General features: G+C 33.6%; 17 protein-coding genes and 2 other annotated features (1 of these 19 cut by a window edge). Of the genes, 16 read left to right on the top strand and 1 reads right to left on the bottom strand.

Annotated elements, in window-relative coordinates; all coding sequences use genetic code 11:
* Positions 1-52: a binding site (T-box leader), on the bottom strand (it extends 188 nt beyond the left edge of the window).
* Positions 53-428: 376 nt separating this feature from the next.
* From AB5359_RS04055 to AB5359_RS03990, 14 genes are all read left to right on the top strand, one after another.
* Positions 429-794, top strand: a complete 366-nt coding sequence (locus AB5359_RS04055; RefSeq protein WP_003649099.1) for a pyridoxamine 5'-phosphate oxidase family protein — start codon at positions 429-431, stop codon at positions 792-794.
* Positions 795-963: 169 nt separating this feature from the next.
* Entirely contained in the window at positions 964-2,280 is a 1,317-nt protein-coding gene (locus tag AB5359_RS04050) for a C1 family peptidase (protein WP_077410317.1), read from the top strand.
* Positions 2,281-2,418: 138 nt separating this feature from the next.
* Positions 2,419-3,324, top strand: coding sequence for an ROK family protein (locus AB5359_RS04045; protein ID WP_048686691.1), 906 nt, complete (start codon positions 2,419-2,421; stop codon positions 3,322-3,324).
* Positions 3,324-4,202, top strand: a complete 879-nt coding sequence (locus tag AB5359_RS04040; protein ID WP_048686693.1) for an AraC family transcriptional regulator — start codon at positions 3,324-3,326, stop codon at positions 4,200-4,202. The genes AB5359_RS04045 and AB5359_RS04040 overlap by 1 nt, the downstream gene beginning before the upstream one ends.
* Before the next feature lie 94 nt (positions 4,203-4,296).
* Positions 4,297-5,196 (top strand): alpha/beta hydrolase, encoded by a 900-nt coding sequence (locus AB5359_RS04035; RefSeq protein ID WP_180374230.1) that lies wholly within the window; start codon positions 4,297-4,299, stop codon positions 5,194-5,196.
* A gap of 5 nt (positions 5,197-5,201) precedes the next feature.
* Positions 5,202-6,407 carry an MFS transporter gene (locus AB5359_RS04030; protein ID WP_048686697.1) on the top strand — a complete coding sequence of 402 codons (1,206 nt, stop codon included), beginning with the start codon at positions 5,202-5,204 and terminating at the stop codon, positions 6,405-6,407.
* Between the two features lie 102 nt (positions 6,408-6,509).
* Positions 6,510-8,306: a DUF2207 domain-containing protein gene (locus tag AB5359_RS04025; protein WP_048686699.1), complete on the top strand. Its 1,797-nt coding sequence runs from the start codon at positions 6,510-6,512 to the stop codon at positions 8,304-8,306.
* Between the two features lie 5 nt (positions 8,307-8,311).
* Complete coding sequence (locus AB5359_RS04020; RefSeq protein WP_048686701.1) at positions 8,312-8,764, top strand: GNAT family N-acetyltransferase; 453 nt, start codon at positions 8,312-8,314, stop codon at positions 8,762-8,764.
* A 41-nt stretch (positions 8,765-8,805) separates the two neighbouring features.
* The gene (locus AB5359_RS04015) at positions 8,806-9,267 is read left to right on the top strand and encodes a hypothetical protein (RefSeq protein WP_048686703.1); all 462 of its coding nucleotides are present in this window, start codon (positions 8,806-8,808) and stop codon (positions 9,265-9,267) included.
* Positions 9,264-10,094: a PfkB family carbohydrate kinase gene (locus AB5359_RS04010; RefSeq protein WP_077410319.1), complete on the top strand. Its 831-nt coding sequence runs from the start codon at positions 9,264-9,266 to the stop codon at positions 10,092-10,094. The genes AB5359_RS04015 and AB5359_RS04010 overlap by 4 nt, the downstream gene beginning before the upstream one ends.
* A 3-nt stretch (positions 10,095-10,097) precedes the next feature.
* Entirely contained in the window at positions 10,098-10,655 is a 558-nt protein-coding gene (locus tag AB5359_RS04005) for an ECF transporter S component (RefSeq protein WP_048686705.1), read from the top strand.
* Positions 10,656-10,703: 48 nt separating this feature from the next.
* Positions 10,704-10,883 carry a 2-hydroxymuconate tautomerase gene (locus AB5359_RS04000; protein WP_003647546.1) on the top strand — a complete coding sequence of 60 codons (180 nt, stop codon included), beginning with the start codon at positions 10,704-10,706 and terminating at the stop codon, positions 10,881-10,883.
* A 365-nt stretch (positions 10,884-11,248) separates the two neighbouring features.
* Positions 11,249-12,571, top strand: a complete 1,323-nt coding sequence (locus AB5359_RS03995) for a DUF2325 domain-containing protein (protein WP_077410321.1) — start codon at positions 11,249-11,251, stop codon at positions 12,569-12,571.
* Positions 12,572-12,648: 77 nt separating this feature from the next.
* Entirely contained in the window at positions 12,649-13,488 is an 840-nt protein-coding gene (locus AB5359_RS03990; protein ID WP_048686709.1) for a YitT family protein, read from the top strand.
* Here the strand turns inward: AB5359_RS03990 and AB5359_RS03985 are convergent.
* Positions 13,483-13,839 (bottom strand): arsenate reductase family protein, encoded by a 357-nt coding sequence (locus tag AB5359_RS03985; protein WP_048686711.1) that lies wholly within the window; start codon positions 13,837-13,839, stop codon positions 13,483-13,485. The genes AB5359_RS03990 and AB5359_RS03985 overlap by 6 nt on opposite strands.
* Before the next feature lie 121 nt (positions 13,840-13,960).
* Positions 13,961-14,041: a sequence feature (ribosomal protein L21 leader region), on the top strand.
* 14 nt (positions 14,042-14,055) lie between these two features.
* Between AB5359_RS03985 and rplU the strand changes: the two genes are divergently transcribed.
* Positions 14,056-14,367 (top strand): 50S ribosomal protein L21, encoded by a 312-nt coding sequence (rplU, locus tag AB5359_RS03980; protein ID WP_003647543.1) that lies wholly within the window; start codon positions 14,056-14,058, stop codon positions 14,365-14,367.
* 19 nt (positions 14,368-14,386) lie between these two features.
* Positions 14,387-14,686 (top strand): 50S ribosomal protein L27, encoded by a 300-nt coding sequence (rpmA, locus tag AB5359_RS03975; RefSeq protein ID WP_003647542.1) that lies wholly within the window; start codon positions 14,387-14,389, stop codon positions 14,684-14,686.

The following is a 14,686-nucleotide window of genomic DNA, read 5'->3' as shown; positions in this document are numbered from 1 at the left end:
AAATTCTCTGAGAGACGAGCACTTAATTACTTTTCCTTATCAAAGCTGTTTGATAATAATGTTTGTGTTCATAATAATACGCCGATTTGAAAATATGTCAACATAAAATTATATTTTCCTTATTTTAATTATAAATTTATTTTTATATTGATATGATATACCTCACTGCAAGCTTCATACAAAAAATTGCAAATAATCTTTAGAAGATAGGCAAATTTAAAGCCACTGATTTAAAGCAAATGTTATTGATTAAAAATATGAACGGGAGGATAAAGCAAATAATTTATATATTTATTGATTGAAAGATAACTGTCAATTTGTTATTTAATATAATAAAAATATTATAAAAACTTGAGCAAAAAAGTAGATTTTTTCTCTTAAGAGGCCTATACTTGTAATTGATAAGTGATAGAAAGGAACTGTATACTATGAAAAAATTAGATACAAATAAATTAACTGAAAAACAAGCAGATCTTTTTAAGAACAATTTAGTTTATATTGCTACTGTTGACGAAAACGGCAACCCACAAGTTGGACCTAAGGGTTCAATGACTGTATTAGATCCAAGTCATATGCAATATCTTGAAAAGACTAAAGGTGCAGCTTATGAAAACATTAAGCGTGGCTCTAAAGTTGCACTAGTTGCAGCAGACGTTCCTTCTCATACTGCTGTTCAAGTTTTAGCAACTGCACATGTTCATGAAGATGATGAATATGCAAAGAAAGTTGTATCTGGTACTGATACTCCTAATGCATTTGTAGTAGTACTTGATATTGATGAAATTTTTGAATAATTTATATAAATTCAAAGATTTTATTCTGCCTGCATTTTAAATAATTTAAGAGAGACTAAGTATTCAAAAATACTTGGTCTTTTTTGCTAGATAACTTGCTTATTTTTTATATTAATGTAAGATTAAAACTAATTAAATGAATCTAATGAAGTTAAAAGGAGAGATAAAAATGGGTGCTTTATCAGAACAAGAACTAGCAGCTTTTTCTGCAGATTTTAATAAAAATGATAAAAATAAAGTAGCGTCTCGTGCTGCTCGTCGAAATGGATTATTTGAAGCGTCATTTAATGATGAAGTTTCAAAACGGTTAAATCACACTTTTTCTACCGAACTTGATATTGGTGGAGTAACTGACCAAAAGCATTCTGGTCGTTGCTGGGAATTTGCAACTTTGAATGTTTTGCGTCATCATTTTGGTAAAAAATATCATGTTAAGGACTTTACTTTCTCACAAGCTTATAATTTCTTCTGGGATAAGATTGAAAGAGCTAACGCTTTTTATGATAGTATGATTCGTTTAGCTGATAAGCCAGTTGATGATCGTGAAGTTGAAACCTGGTTTGATTTTGCAGGTCAAGATGGTGGTTTGTGGCAAATGGCAATTAATCTGGTGAAAAAGTATGGTGTAGTTCCATCATACGCAATGCCAGAAAATGCAACTTCAAATAATACAACTGCATTAATTGATTCCTTAGCCCGTAAGGAAAGAAAAGATGCGCTAGTATTACGTAAATTAGTTCAAGAAGGTAAGCTTGAAGAAGCTGAAAAAGCTAAGAAAGAATTCTTAAATGAAATTTACCGCATGGCTGCAGTAGCGTTGGGTGAACCACCAAAGAAGTTTGATTTGGAATATCGTGATGACGATAAAAAGTATCATTTAGAAAAAGATTTAACTCCACGTCAATTTGCAGAAAAATATTTAAAAGATTTTAATTGGGATGATTATGTTGTCTTATTAAACTCACCTAATTATGATTACAACAAGCGATACCACCAAGGTTTATATGATAATGTTGCTGGCGGTCAACCAATTACTGGTTTAAATGTGCCGATTGAAGTTTTGGCACGAGCAGCTGCAACTCAATTGAAAGATGGAAGAGCAGTTATTTTTGGAAATGACGTTTTAAAACAAATGGAACGTAAAACTGGTTTCCTTGATACCGATTTATACAAGACTGATGACTTGTTTAGTGTTGATACTCAAATGAGTAAGGCTGATCGTTTAGCTACTGGTGAAGGATCTGCAACACATGATATGACTTTAGTCGGCGTTGACGAAGACAATGGTGAGATTCGTAAGTGGAAGGTTGAAAATTCTTGGGGCGATAAGTATGGTCACAAGGGCTTCTACGAAATGAGTCAAAAGTGGTTTGAAGAGTATGTTTATGACGTAGTTGTTGATAAGAAGTACTTATCTGAAGACTTAGTTAAACTTTGGGAAGAGCCAGCTGTTGACTTGAAGCCTTGGGCACATATCGGCTTATAAAAATGAGAAGAGATCGAAAGATCTCTTTTTTTAATGTCAATTTTTAAACTAAAAAATGTCAATCTGTGACTTGTTTTGAAAATGAATGCACCATAAAATATCATTTGTAAGCGCTAAACATTAGAAGAGGGGATAATAATGAAAAAGAATTATTTAAGCATTGATATCGGAGGAACAAACGTAAAATATGCTGAACTTAATAATGCGGGGAATATTATCGAACAAGGTAAGATTAAGACATCACATGATAAAGAACAATTTTTAAAAAATATTGATCAAATTGTAGAGAAATATCTAAAAAAGGAAATTAAAGGGATAGCTTTTTGTGCTCCAGGAAAAATTGCGCATACTAAAATTCACTTTGGCGGAGCTTTACCTTTTCTTGATGGCATCGATTTTGCAGTAAGGTATAAAAAATATGATATTCCAGTTACGGTGATTAATGATGGTAAAGCCAGCGTTTTAGCTGAGAATTGGCTTGGCAGTCTAAAAGATATGCAAAATTGTGCTGCTATCACTTTAGGTACGGGCGTTGGTGGAGGAATAATTGTTAATGGGAAGCTGTTAAATGGGGCGCATTTTCAAGCAGGTGAATTAAGTTTTTTGCAGCTTAATATGAAAGAGCCTGGATTTGATGGCTTTGCTGGTGGTTATGCTTCTGCTGTTCAAATGATTAAGAATGTTAACGAAGCCATCGAAAATGATGAGGAGACTGATGGTTTAGCTGCTTTTGAAGCAATTAATAATGGAAATGAGAAGGCAAAGAAAATTTTTGATGAGTATTGCAAGCGAATTGCTGCTATTATTATCGATATTCAAGCTGTAGTGGATTTAGATGCAATTGCAATTGGTGGCGGAATTTCTGCACAGCCAATTGTGGTTCAAGGAATTAATCAAGCTTATGATAAAGTTTTAGCTGATAATGAATTGATTAGAAAAACTTTCACTCGCCCAAAGATAGTTGAAGCTAAGTTTAAGAATGGTGCTAACCTTTATGGTGCTCTGTACAATCTCTTTATTCATGTAAATGGTGAGAAACTATAATGACATATGGCAAGAAAATAAAGCAGCATGAAATAGTAATTCCTACTGACCCGCTGCCTGTATGGTATTTTATTTTTCATGATCATAATTCTGAAAAATACATTGCTCCGCATTGGCATCGGGGAATTGAATTAAGTTATGTTGAAAATGGTAGAATAGATGATTTTTTGATTAATAAAAAGCACTATTCTTCTAAGTCAGGCACTATTTTGGTAGTAAATACGCAAGAGATTCACAGTATTCATGACTTTAAAAACACTAATTCACTTGCATTATCAATAATTTTTCCATATGACTATATTACTAACCTATATCCTGATATTGCCCATCAAGTCATTAAAATTAATGACCCTGCTGCTTTTACCGATAAACAAAAACTTGTCTATCTTCACTTGCAGGGGTTACTAAGTCAATTTATTAAAGTATATTTTCTCAAAATTCCAACTAAACACTTAGAGCAGCAACGTTTAATTGATGAAATTTTATGTCTATTATTAGCTAATTTTACTGAAGATAAGAAGGATCAAGAACAAATTAGTGAGCGTAAGATATATACTATTAATCGTTTGCAATACATTACGCAATATGTAAATAATCATTATCAAGAAGAGTTGAATTTAGCTTTACTTGCTGAAAAGTGTAATATTTCAAAAGAATATTTAGCACGCTTTTTTAAGAAAGAAATGGAACTTACGGTTGAAACATATATCAATAATGTCAGAGCTGAACATGCTTATGGCGAATTAAAGAATTCCAAAAAGAATTTGACTCAAATTGCCATTAGCTGTGGCTTTTCTAGTATTAGGACGATGAATAGAGCTTTTAAAAAACTATATGGCAAAAGTGCATCTGAAATGAAGAAGAAATTAATAAAATAGGTCAATTTGCGCCAATAACTGGTTAAGATTGACCTATTTTTTAGATTCATTTTTAGTTATTATGAAAGCGAATTCAATGAGAGAGGGAAATATGATGAAAGATCAAGAGATTCTAAATGCAGTTAAAGAAATGCGTATTAGCTGGAAAGAGAATGATGATAAGAGAGATAGCGGGTTGCCACACGATATTCCTGAAGTAACACGTATAGATGATCTTCAATATGGTAAAGATCCCAAATGGAATTTATTAGACTTATATTTACCTAAGAACGTTAAAGGTAAGATTCCAGTGATTATTAATATTCACGGTGGCGGCTGGGTTTATGGAACAAAAGAAACCTATCAATTTTATGGCTTAGGGATGGCAAAGAGAGGATTTGCATTTGTTAATCCAAACTATAAATTAGGTCCAGAAGTAAAATTTCCTAAGGAACTTGACCAAGTAAATGAATATATTCATTGGGTAGCAGATCACGCTGATGAATATAATCTTGATAAAAATAATGTCTTCTTAATTGGAGATTCAGCTGGTGGTCAAATGGCTGAACAATATACAGTTATTTTGACTAATCCTGAATACCGTGAAAAATGCGGCTATACACTGACAGATTTAAAATTTAGAGCAGTTGCTTTAAACTCACCAGCAACTTTTATTAAAGATCCAGGCATGATTGGAGACGGTACTTTAGCATATTTTGATCCAGAAGTAATGAAGAGTGCGAAGAATCAAGATTTAATTGATGTTGAAAAGTATATTACTGAAGACTTTCTGCCAACCTTTATTTCGACTGCTAATGAAGATTTCATTCATGATTGCGCTGTTAGATTAGATGGATTTTTAAGAGCTAAGGGAATTGAAGTTATTCAAAAGTCTTGGGGCGATGAAAAGCACCCTGAGCCACACGTCTTCTTAATTAATCAAAAAGATGAGTTAGCAAAAGAAGCTAATGACGAAGAAGCTGAATTCTTCAGAAAGCACCTTGTCAAAGATTAGCAGAAATGAAGTGGGAGGAAAATAAAATGAAAGAAAAGAATCCGCAAGATCATGTGATCTTTAAGATATCATTATTATCGATTTCAATCTTTTTAATGATGGCACCAGCCATTGCGCCTGCTTTACCGCTAATGTATCATGCTTTTCCAGGCATAGATAAAGCTGGGGTTGAAATGTTATCGACGATCCCTAATATCGGAATTGTAATTGGTTTATTAATTAGCCCATTTTTAATTAAGTTAATGGGAGAAAAGCCGACTATTATTACAGGGTTGGTAATAACTTTATTAGCTGGTACTTTTCCAATGTATGCCACTGCTTATACACCTATTTTAATTTCTAGATTTTTGATCGGTGCTGGAATTGGTTTATTTAATTCACTTGCGGTTAGTTTGATTCCACAGTTTTATAGTAGTAATGAAGAAAAATTAGCTACAATGGTAGGTTATCAAAATGTAATGGGTAGTTTGGGTGCAGCTCTTGCATCATTTCTGATTAGTTGGCTTTTAACTATTTCATGGCATGCTGCTTTTGCAATTTACTTCTTAGTAATTCCTGTTTTGATTTTGTTTATTCTCTTTGTTCCACTTCCTTCATCAAAACAGACAAAGAATAATACAGCAAAGAAAGCAAAAGAAAAACAAACTATTAATGGTAAAGTGATTTTAATCGCCATTTTAATGTTCTTTATTTTTCTATTTTATATGCCAATGAGCTTTAAGATTCCAGCTTTAGTTGTTCAAGAAAAGCTAGGAACAGTTAGTGAAGTTTCAGCTTTAACTGGGGTTTTGAATTTAGTAGGCATTCCAATAGGTGCATCATTTGGGTTCTTCTTTAAGAAACTACACGATAAGATCTTTCCGTTAGGATTTGGTTTAGTAGCAATCGGTTTCTTTATAATTGCTTTAGCAAGTAATTTCGTTATGTTAAGTCTTGGTTGCTTGATTTTAGGAATTGGCTTTGGCTTGGGCGTTCCATATATGTACAATTGGCTTGACTGGTCAGCTCCAGCAAATTCAGTTAACTTAGCAACAACCATTGTTTTGGTACTAGTTAATGTAGGATGTGCAATTTCACCAATGATTATTAATGCAGTTACGTCAAGTGCTAAAATGGGATTATTGATTTCGGCTATTTTCTTTGCTTGCTTTTCAATATATGCGATTATTCACTATCTCAGAGTTCACAAAAAGCAAAGTGCAACTGCTTAAAACTAAATAATTTACTAATTAAGCGTTAGAATATTATCTAGCGCTTTTTTTGTGTATTAAGTTATAATTAAGCCACAGCTCACTTTTTCTTACGGGGGACCTATGAAAAAACTTTTTCACTTAATAATTGGGATGATAATGCTTGTAACTTTGACTATCATCTTCACAAAACCAGCTTTAGCTGATGTAGATTATAATATTACTAACGTTGATGTTACTGCCCATGTAAATGCAAATGGATCATTGTTGATGGAGAGAAGAATCACTTATAAGTTTGACGATGATGCCCATGGCGTTTTTTATCAACAAAATCTTACTGATAATCAAGAATTAAAAAATCAGCAGGTTAGAGTAATATCTGGTAAAAATTCACAGCCAGTCGTACAAAGTGATAGTCACGCCAATAATACTTATGAATTGAGTCACAGCGATCATGGTTATCGCTTTAAGGTATGGCATAACGTAACTGATGGTGATAAATTTACGATAATTTATACTTATGAAATTACGAATGCCATTATTAACTGGAAAGATACGGCCGAGCTTAATTTTAAAATTATTGGTGATGGCTGGGATACAGACCTTGATAACGTTCGAGTAGGGATCTTTTTCCCAAGTTCAGTTAAGGATCTTAAGGCTTGGGCTCATGGAGATTTGTCGGGCCAGATTACAGTTAATTCTGAAAAAGGCAGTATTATTATGACAGCTGCAAATGTAAGCGGAAATGAGGGAATAGAGGTTCATAGCCTTTTTCCTACGGCAGTGACAAGTCAAAATAAAAATATTAGAGACCAAAATCATAAAAAATATGTCTTAAATCAGGAAGCAAAATTTGCTCATGAAGCTAACGAACGTCGTCAAAGAAGCAGAATGCTTGGCTTAGGTGCTTTGGTACTATCAGGATTATTTTCTTTATCCATAATAATTAGAAGTTTTACTTTGAAGAAATCTGGAGTTAAACCTAAAAAAGAAAAGCAATTACCTAGAAATTATGATGTCCCTACAGTTTCACCAGTAATGGCTGAAATTTTGGATCTGGACGATAAGCCAAGTTCTAGATCATTAACTGCTTATTTAATGGAATTAGCTGTAAAAAAGAGGATAGAAATTGAACCTATTAAGGTAAGAAGAAAAACATACTATAAAATTTCTTTAATTGATAAAGATTTAATGGGTGAAGTTCCTTTGATGAGATACTTATTTAATAAGGTTGGCGATGGGAAAAGTTTTACAACTTATGAACTTAAAAAACAACGATCTTCTAAGCTAAGTAAACTCTTTGCTAATTGGCAAAAAAAGGAAAAACAAGCAGCAATTAATGCTGGCTTTTTTGATAAAAAGGTTGAACATAAGAAGGAAACTAATTTAGTCTTAATGATCATCTTATTAGTATTAAGTGGTGCTGGAATAATTGCTGCTTTCTTTTCTAGTGAGGGACCGGCAGGTCTATTTATAGTGGCCACAATTATGCTAGGATTAGCAATTCTAGCAACTATTTATAGTAATAAAAAGTTATCGCCATATACTGCTAAGGGAGCAGAATCAACTAATCAAGTACGTGGTTTTAAGAAAATGCTAGATAAGATTGGTAATTTTAAAATGCGCGAAGTCGGAGAATTGCCTCTGTGGGAAGAAATTATGCCATATGCGGTTGCTTTGGGTGTATCTAAAAAGGTGTTGAAACAACTTAAAATAGAATTTGCAGATGAAATTGATGACACAAATATTTTGTTCTGGGGTCCATTTTATAGCTCAGGACGGGATGGATTTGCAAATAATTTTAATTCAAGCTTTAATTCAGGCGCAAACTTAAACTCATCAGCTTCTGGTGGATCGGGTGGATTTTCCGGTGGTTCATCAGGTGGCTTTGGTGGCGGTAGCGGAGGAGGTGCCTTTTAAATATTATGAATAAAATCAAAATTAGAGAATTTCAGAAAAAAGACTTTAATGATTTATGTGTAATACATGATCAAGCAAGAAAACAAGAACTAAAAGCGGCTAATTTAGAGGCGGCCTTTAAACCGCTGAAAATTGCAGCAATTGAAGAAGATTTATTTTCATATAATATTTATGTAGCAACAATAGATGAAAAGATTGTCGCTTTTGTTGCATTTAGCGATGATGAACTCGCCTGGCTTTACGTAGATCCTAGTTTTCAAAAGCAAGGAATTGGCAGTAAGCTGATTGAGTTTTCATTAACTAAGATGAAACGACCAACCTATTTAGAAGTATTAACTGGTAATCCTGCTAAAAGTTTGTATTTACATAAAGGTTTTAAATTTCTGAAGCACGAATCAGGAAAAATGCCAGGAAATGAGACATTTCACGTTGAAGTTGACTTATTGATTTATAAGTAGGAAATTGATAGTTTTAGCTAATAAAAAAAGTTGGGGAAAATTTGCGAAAAAGACGAGAATACATTTGGTGTTTAATTGAGCTATCAGACGGTAATAAGGAGTGGTATTGCTTAAGTAAGGTGCTAAGACGGGCACTTTTTATTGAAAAGAAAAACAATCAATTTTGGAAACAAACCATGATTGGTAATTATATTACTGTTGCAAGAAGTAAGTACATTAAAGGGCGAGCACGGTTAACAGTTGGTCGAATTGAAAAAATCAGGATTCGTAAAAGCAATGCTGCTGATTGGCACTGGAGCCGTAATCAATTCATTACAGCAGAACATCTGCTCAACCTTAAGGATTCATATAATTATTTAAGGCATGATTATTGTTGGTATAATCGTTTAGCGATCAAAATGGCCTTAATTTATTGGCATAACAAGTTGCTACAAATTAAACTGAATTCTAAAAGATATGCAGTTAAAAAGAAGCGGTTAAAATTAGAAAGAACATTAAAATGAAAGAAAAACTTTTGATTAGTCAAGATCTCTCCTGCCTGGGTCAAGTTTCATTAAGTGTTGCTTTACCAATTTTAGGAGCGTGTGGCTATCAACCAGATGTATTGCCGACGGCGATTTTGTCTACCCATACTGGTGGCTTTGGCGATAACACTTTTTTAAATTTAAGTAGCGAAATGAGTAAAATTATTGCTCATTGGCAGGACCAAAAGATTGATTTTGAAAATTTATACTTAGGTTATTTAGGCAAAGAAGCCATTGATTTTTGGATAGATCATATTTCTAATTTTAAAGTCAGTAAAGTCCTGCTTGATCCTGCTATGGCAGATTCAGGTAAATTATATCGCGGCTTAAACTTAGATTATGTGGCAAAAATGCGCGTGCTTGCTAATTTTGCAACAATTTTAACACCAAATTTAACTGAAGCTTGCTTATTATTAGATAAAAAATATCGAAGTTTTTCAATTGATGAGATTGAAGAGCTGGCTTTAGAATTAAAGAAAAAGTTTAATGTGAATGAGGTATTGATTACTGGAATTCAAATGCAGGATAAAATTAAGATTGCTGGAGTGTCAGTCAAGGATACAGCTTTTGTAATAGAAACTGATAAGGTGAAACGTTCATTTTTTGGTACAGGCGATATGTTTGCAAGTAGTTTATTAGCGGCAATTTTAGCAGGTTATTCGCTAAAGGAGAGTTCGCAGATAGCAGCAATTTTTGTTAAAATGACAATTAAAGCAACTGATTCAACTCGAGATAAACGGTTAGGACCTAATTATGCAGGTGCTTTATCTTGGTTAATGAAGAAAGTAGAGGAGAAAAAAAGTTAGGAAATGCGAACAAGGGAAAATTCGTTAGTTTCAATAATTATGACCGGTTTATTTGCGGCGATAATTTATCTAGGAGTCTGGGTTTTACGAATTCCAGTTCCTGCTTTAGTTGGTCGTCCCTTTATCCATTTTGGTAATACCTTAACTGCTGTTGCAATTTTGTATCTGGGATGTCGGAATGGAATGCTTGCAGGGATTATTGGGTTAGGCGGCTTTGACTTACTTAATGGCTATGCAGCCACTTCTTGGTTGACAATGCTTGAAGTGGTGGTAGTTGCAAGTGTTTTAACGGCAGTATATAAAGGAATGCACTATCAAGATAGCAAGAAAAATATTATTATTTTGGGAATTATCGCTGGGGTAACTAAAATTTTTACAACTTACTGTGTTTCAATTGTTGAAGCATTGATGGTTGGAACTAGTTTAAATGTAGCCTTAGTGAGTTCTTTTGTGAGTTTACCAGCAACGGTCATTAATTCGATTTCAACTGCAATTTGTACGCCAATTTTATATTTTGCAGTGCGAGATCGTGCAAGAAGAGTTTTAAGAAAGAGTGTATAGCTTAAAATAAGTCTGCTATAATTTTGGTTAAAAAAGGAGAAATTTAAAATGCCATTTGTACATGTAGAATTAATTAAGGGTAGAAGTGATGAGCAATTAACTCAAATGATGAAAGATATCACTGAAGCTGTTCATAAGAATACTGGTGCACCGAAGGAACATATCCATGTAATTATTAATGAACTTGATAAACATACTTACGGCCAAGGCGGCGAATGGAGAGCTTAGTTAAATTTAAGTATTCTTATTGGGCTACTGTTCTTTAGTCAAAAATATTTAAATAATAAATAAAAAACTCGTGATTAGTGTAAACATCTAATCACGAGTTTTATTTTGGTAAAAATTGTAAGAAACTAATCTTCTTTTTTAGCTTCTTCTAACGCCTTCATAATTGAAGGGTTCTTTGAGTGACAATCTTTTAACATTTGGTAATCTTCTTCAGATAATTTAACAGTGTATTTAGTCATAATTTTCCCTCACTTTTTATGTTTACCTTTAATATATCACTTTCTTGAAAGATTGATAGAGAAATTTTGAATTGAAGCAGGTTAAATCGATATAATAGATAAAAAGTAAGTAAGAAAGTGATTAAAATGTTTGATTATCGAAATAATTTAAAAAGAATTTTAAATAATACTGCAGGCGATGACAAAAGTCTTCAAAATAGCTTAAATGCAATTAAGGTAGTATTGGGTATGACAGGCGAAGCAGAGTCTACCTCAGTAAATAATAAAATGGATGACAAAGTTATTGCACAAATAAATACTTTTCTTCAGGGAATAACTACATTAATTGAACGCCCAGGCGACAAAAATGCTAAAAAAATTGTCTTAGGAGCTCTACATAAGTTAACTTTTGATCACAATATTGCCACAAATTTTGAAAAGAAATTAGGATTATTAGACCAAGCTATTCAAGCTTCAGAAGAAACTAGTACTGCAGTAAATCGGAAAATTTTTGAGGATGCGGTAAAGCCTAAAAAAGAAAAAAATCGCGATTATCGAAAGGGTAGAAGATATACTGTCATTCGTGCATTAAAGGGTGCGGATTTGATCAATAATAATGGTGAAGTTGTCTTTGAAGTAAATGAGGGGCAAATTCATGATTTGAATTTAAAGAGTGGTGATATTGTTGAAGCTTTGCCTTTAGCAAATAGTTTAAATGAAGCTGAAGTTTTGCGAGTAGTTGGTTATCGAAAATTGCGCGGCCGTGATTATGACAAAATAGCAGACTTTAAATATGGGGTAGTACAAGGAAGTCCAGGCAATTTAAGTGTTTCACGAAATATCCATGGAGAAAAGCTGGTTATTAATCATAAGCCAGTAATTGTTGCACTTGATTCTAGCTATTATCAAAATGGCAATATTCATTTAGAAGACGGCGCAATTGTTGATTTAGCTTGGTATACAGGCGATGTTAGATTAAAAAAAGATCCAGCAAGCGCAGTTCAGGTTCGCTGGATTTATGAAACAGAGCAACCTAAGCGAGTTTCTAAAACAAAAAAAGCAAAGACAAAGGTAGTAGCAAGTACCCAGGTATTAGCTAAGTTAAATATGAACTTACATTATCAACGAGTAGGGATTGCTGTTGGCGATAATCAAAATGAAGCGATTTTAGAAGGGATTGTTAACCGCTACAATGGCATTCCAATTCCGATTGATGCATTTGAAGGCAAGAAAAAGGTAATTGAAAGTCAAATTAAAGATTTAGACATTGTAATTTTGGTTACTGCATTTGCCGCCCATGATAGTACTTGGAATATTAGCGAATTTGCAAGTAAATATCACGTTAAATTTGCTGTTAGTTCTAGCAAGGGATATCAAGCATTTGAGCGTGCACTATATCGAGCAGAAAATGGGATGCCAGCTTATGAAGGTAACCAACAATTAGAATACAAAATGTTAAAGAATAATTAGGAATAAGCAGTGTAGCTGACAAGATGCATGAAAATTAGATAAAATATTAATAACTTATTTTTAGGAAGGACGATGAAATGACAAAAAATATTAAAAAGAAATCTTGGATGCGTTGGCTAGTATTTTTAGCCGGCTTAGAAATTATCGCCATTTCTATTAATTTCTTCTATGGTCCAATTAATATTGCAGCGGGTGGCTCAACTGGTATTTCAATCTTAGTTGATGCAGTATGGGGTATTAATCGGTCAATTACTGTTTTAGTTGTTAATATTTTAATGCTTATTCTAGCAGCGATCTTTTTAGGAAAAAAGACAACGAAAAACGTTGCCTTAGGTAGTTTATTACTTCCAGTGTTAATGGGACTTACGCCTAGTTTTAAAATTACTAATAATCAATTACTAGCAGTAATCTATGGTGGTGCTTTGATGGGGCTAGGTGTTTCTTTACTATACCGCGTTAATGCATCAAGTGGTGGAACAACAATTCCGCCAATGATTTTAAAGAAATATTTTTACATTAATCCAGCAATTGGATTACTTGCAATTGATATGGTAATTATTTTTCTTAACATTTTCGTTGATGGCTGGAATGCATTTTTATTAGCCGCCTTGTCACAAGTAGTGACAGCCATGACTATGAACTATGCAGAAGCTGGCTTTGACCGTAAATATCAGGTGCGTGTGATGAGTAACGAGCGTTTTGAAGAACTAAAGACAATGCTACTTGATAACTATAACGGTTTAACAATTTACGATGTTGTTGGTGGCTACAGTGATGATGACAAAAAGCAGCTACTATTAGTAGTTGATACCCGTGAATATGGTCCTTTAATTAATAAAATTCATGAGATTGATTCAGATGCTTTTATTATCACTGACACAGTTGCGCGTGTTCATGGCGGACAATGGGGACTATAACCAAGTTTTTTCGTATATGTCTTCTTTAAAACCGCAAGTTAATTTTTTACCGTCAGTAACTAAGGGTCTTTTAATTAATTTTCCATTTTGTGAAAGTAATTTTGCTGCTTCTTCAAGCGTCATCTTGTTTATTTGATCTTTTAAGTGCATTTGGCGGTAAACTTGGCCAGACGTATTGAAAAAATATCTTAATCCGCGATCTTGAAAATCAGTTAGCCATTTAAGTAGATCTTGTTGCTTAGGTGGTTTTTCTACTAAGTCTTGATATTGATAAACAACTTGATGATCATCAAGCCATTTTTGAGCTTTTTTAGAAGTTGAACAACGTTTATAACCATAAAATTTAAGCATATTCTTTCTCTTTATTATAAATACTTGTAAATTTATTTTAGTATTTTTTTAGAAATTTTGATATTGAATTGCTTTAAAAGAGGGATGAGAGTATACTGTAAGAGTTGTATTTGTGGAAACCTCACATCTGCAACCGCACGTTTATGGGGTAAGAAGAGAATTAACGTTAATTCCACCTCATACGGCGAGTCTAAGTATTTTTTCGGAGGTGTACAAATGTACGCAGTTATTAAAACCGGTGGTAAGCAATACAAGGTTGCTAAGGGCGATAGCGTTTTTGTTGAAAAACTTGAAGTTAAGCCTGGCGACGAAGTAACTTTTGATGAAGTTATTCTTGTAAATGATGGTAAGTCAACTAAGATTGGTACTCCTGTAGTTGAAGGTGCTAAAGTTGTTGCTAAAGTTGAAAAGCAAGGCAAAGAAAAGAAAGTTGTTACTTTCAAATACAAGCCTAAGAAGCACTCACACACTAAGTACGGTCACCGTCAACCTTACACTAAGGTAACTATCGAAAGCATTGAAGCTTAATTAAGGGGTGAAACAAATTATGATGATTAATAATCTTGAAGCACTTAAATTATTTGCCCACCACAAGGGTGGTGGTTCAACTGCTAACGGTCGTAACTCAGCTGGTCGTCGTTTAGGCGCAAAGCGTGCTGATGGTCAAAAGATCAACGCAGGTTCAATCATTTTCCGTCAACGCGGTACTAAGATCCACCCAGGTAAGAACGTTGGTATCGGTGGCGACGACACTTTGTTTGCTTTAACTAGTGGCGTTGTTAAATTCGAACGTTTGGGCAGAGATCGTAAACAAGTTTCTGTTTACCCAGTTGAAGAAGCAAAATAA

The sequence above is a fragment of the Lactobacillus sp. RTP31084st1_F9_RTP31084_210423 genome (genome assembly GCF_040919545.1).
GTDB lineage: Bacteria > Bacillota > Bacilli > Lactobacillales > Lactobacillaceae > Lactobacillus > Lactobacillus paragasseri.
Note: the sequence above shows the minus strand (reverse complement) of the source record. Positions and strands in the feature narration are given on the sequence as shown.

Bases quoted from the DNA above. Each gene is read 5' to 3' on its own strand.
- AB5359_RS04055 (WP_003649099.1), top strand. From the start codon at position 429: ATGAAAAAATTAGATACAAATAAATTAACTGAAAAACAAGCAGATCTT.
- AB5359_RS04050 (WP_077410317.1), top strand. From the start codon at position 964: ATGGGTGCTTTATCAGAACAAGAACTAGCAGCTTTTTCTGCAGATTTT.
- AB5359_RS04045 (WP_048686691.1), top strand. From the start codon at position 2,419: ATGAAAAAGAATTATTTAAGCATTGATATCGGAGGAACAAACGTAAAA.
- AB5359_RS04040 (WP_048686693.1), top strand. From the start codon at position 3,324: ATGACATATGGCAAGAAAATAAAGCAGCATGAAATAGTAATTCCTACT.
- AB5359_RS04035 (WP_180374230.1), top strand. From the start codon at position 4,297: ATGAAAGATCAAGAGATTCTAAATGCAGTTAAAGAAATGCGTATTAGC.
- AB5359_RS04030 (WP_048686697.1), top strand. From the start codon at position 5,202: ATGAAGTGGGAGGAAAATAAAATGAAAGAAAAGAATCCGCAAGATCAT.
- AB5359_RS04025 (WP_048686699.1), top strand. From the start codon at position 6,510: ATGAAAAAACTTTTTCACTTAATAATTGGGATGATAATGCTTGTAACT.
- AB5359_RS04020 (WP_048686701.1), top strand. From the start codon at position 8,312: ATGAATAAAATCAAAATTAGAGAATTTCAGAAAAAAGACTTTAATGAT.
- AB5359_RS04010 (WP_077410319.1), top strand. From the start codon at position 9,264: ATGAAAGAAAAACTTTTGATTAGTCAAGATCTCTCCTGCCTGGGTCAA.
- AB5359_RS04005 (WP_048686705.1), top strand. From the start codon at position 10,098: ATGCGAACAAGGGAAAATTCGTTAGTTTCAATAATTATGACCGGTTTA.
- AB5359_RS04000 (WP_003647546.1), top strand. From the start codon at position 10,704: ATGCCATTTGTACATGTAGAATTAATTAAGGGTAGAAGTGATGAGCAA.
- AB5359_RS03995 (WP_077410321.1), top strand. From the start codon at position 11,249: ATGTTTGATTATCGAAATAATTTAAAAAGAATTTTAAATAATACTGCA.
- AB5359_RS03990 (WP_048686709.1), top strand. From the start codon at position 12,649: ATGACAAAAAATATTAAAAAGAAATCTTGGATGCGTTGGCTAGTATTT.
- AB5359_RS03985 (WP_048686711.1), bottom strand. From the start codon at position 13,839: ATGCTTAAATTTTATGGTTATAAACGTTGTTCAACTTCTAAAAAAGCT.
- rplU (WP_003647543.1), top strand. From the start codon at position 14,056: ATGTACGCAGTTATTAAAACCGGTGGTAAGCAATACAAGGTTGCTAAG.
- rpmA (WP_003647542.1), top strand. From the start codon at position 14,387: ATGATGATTAATAATCTTGAAGCACTTAAATTATTTGCCCACCACAAG.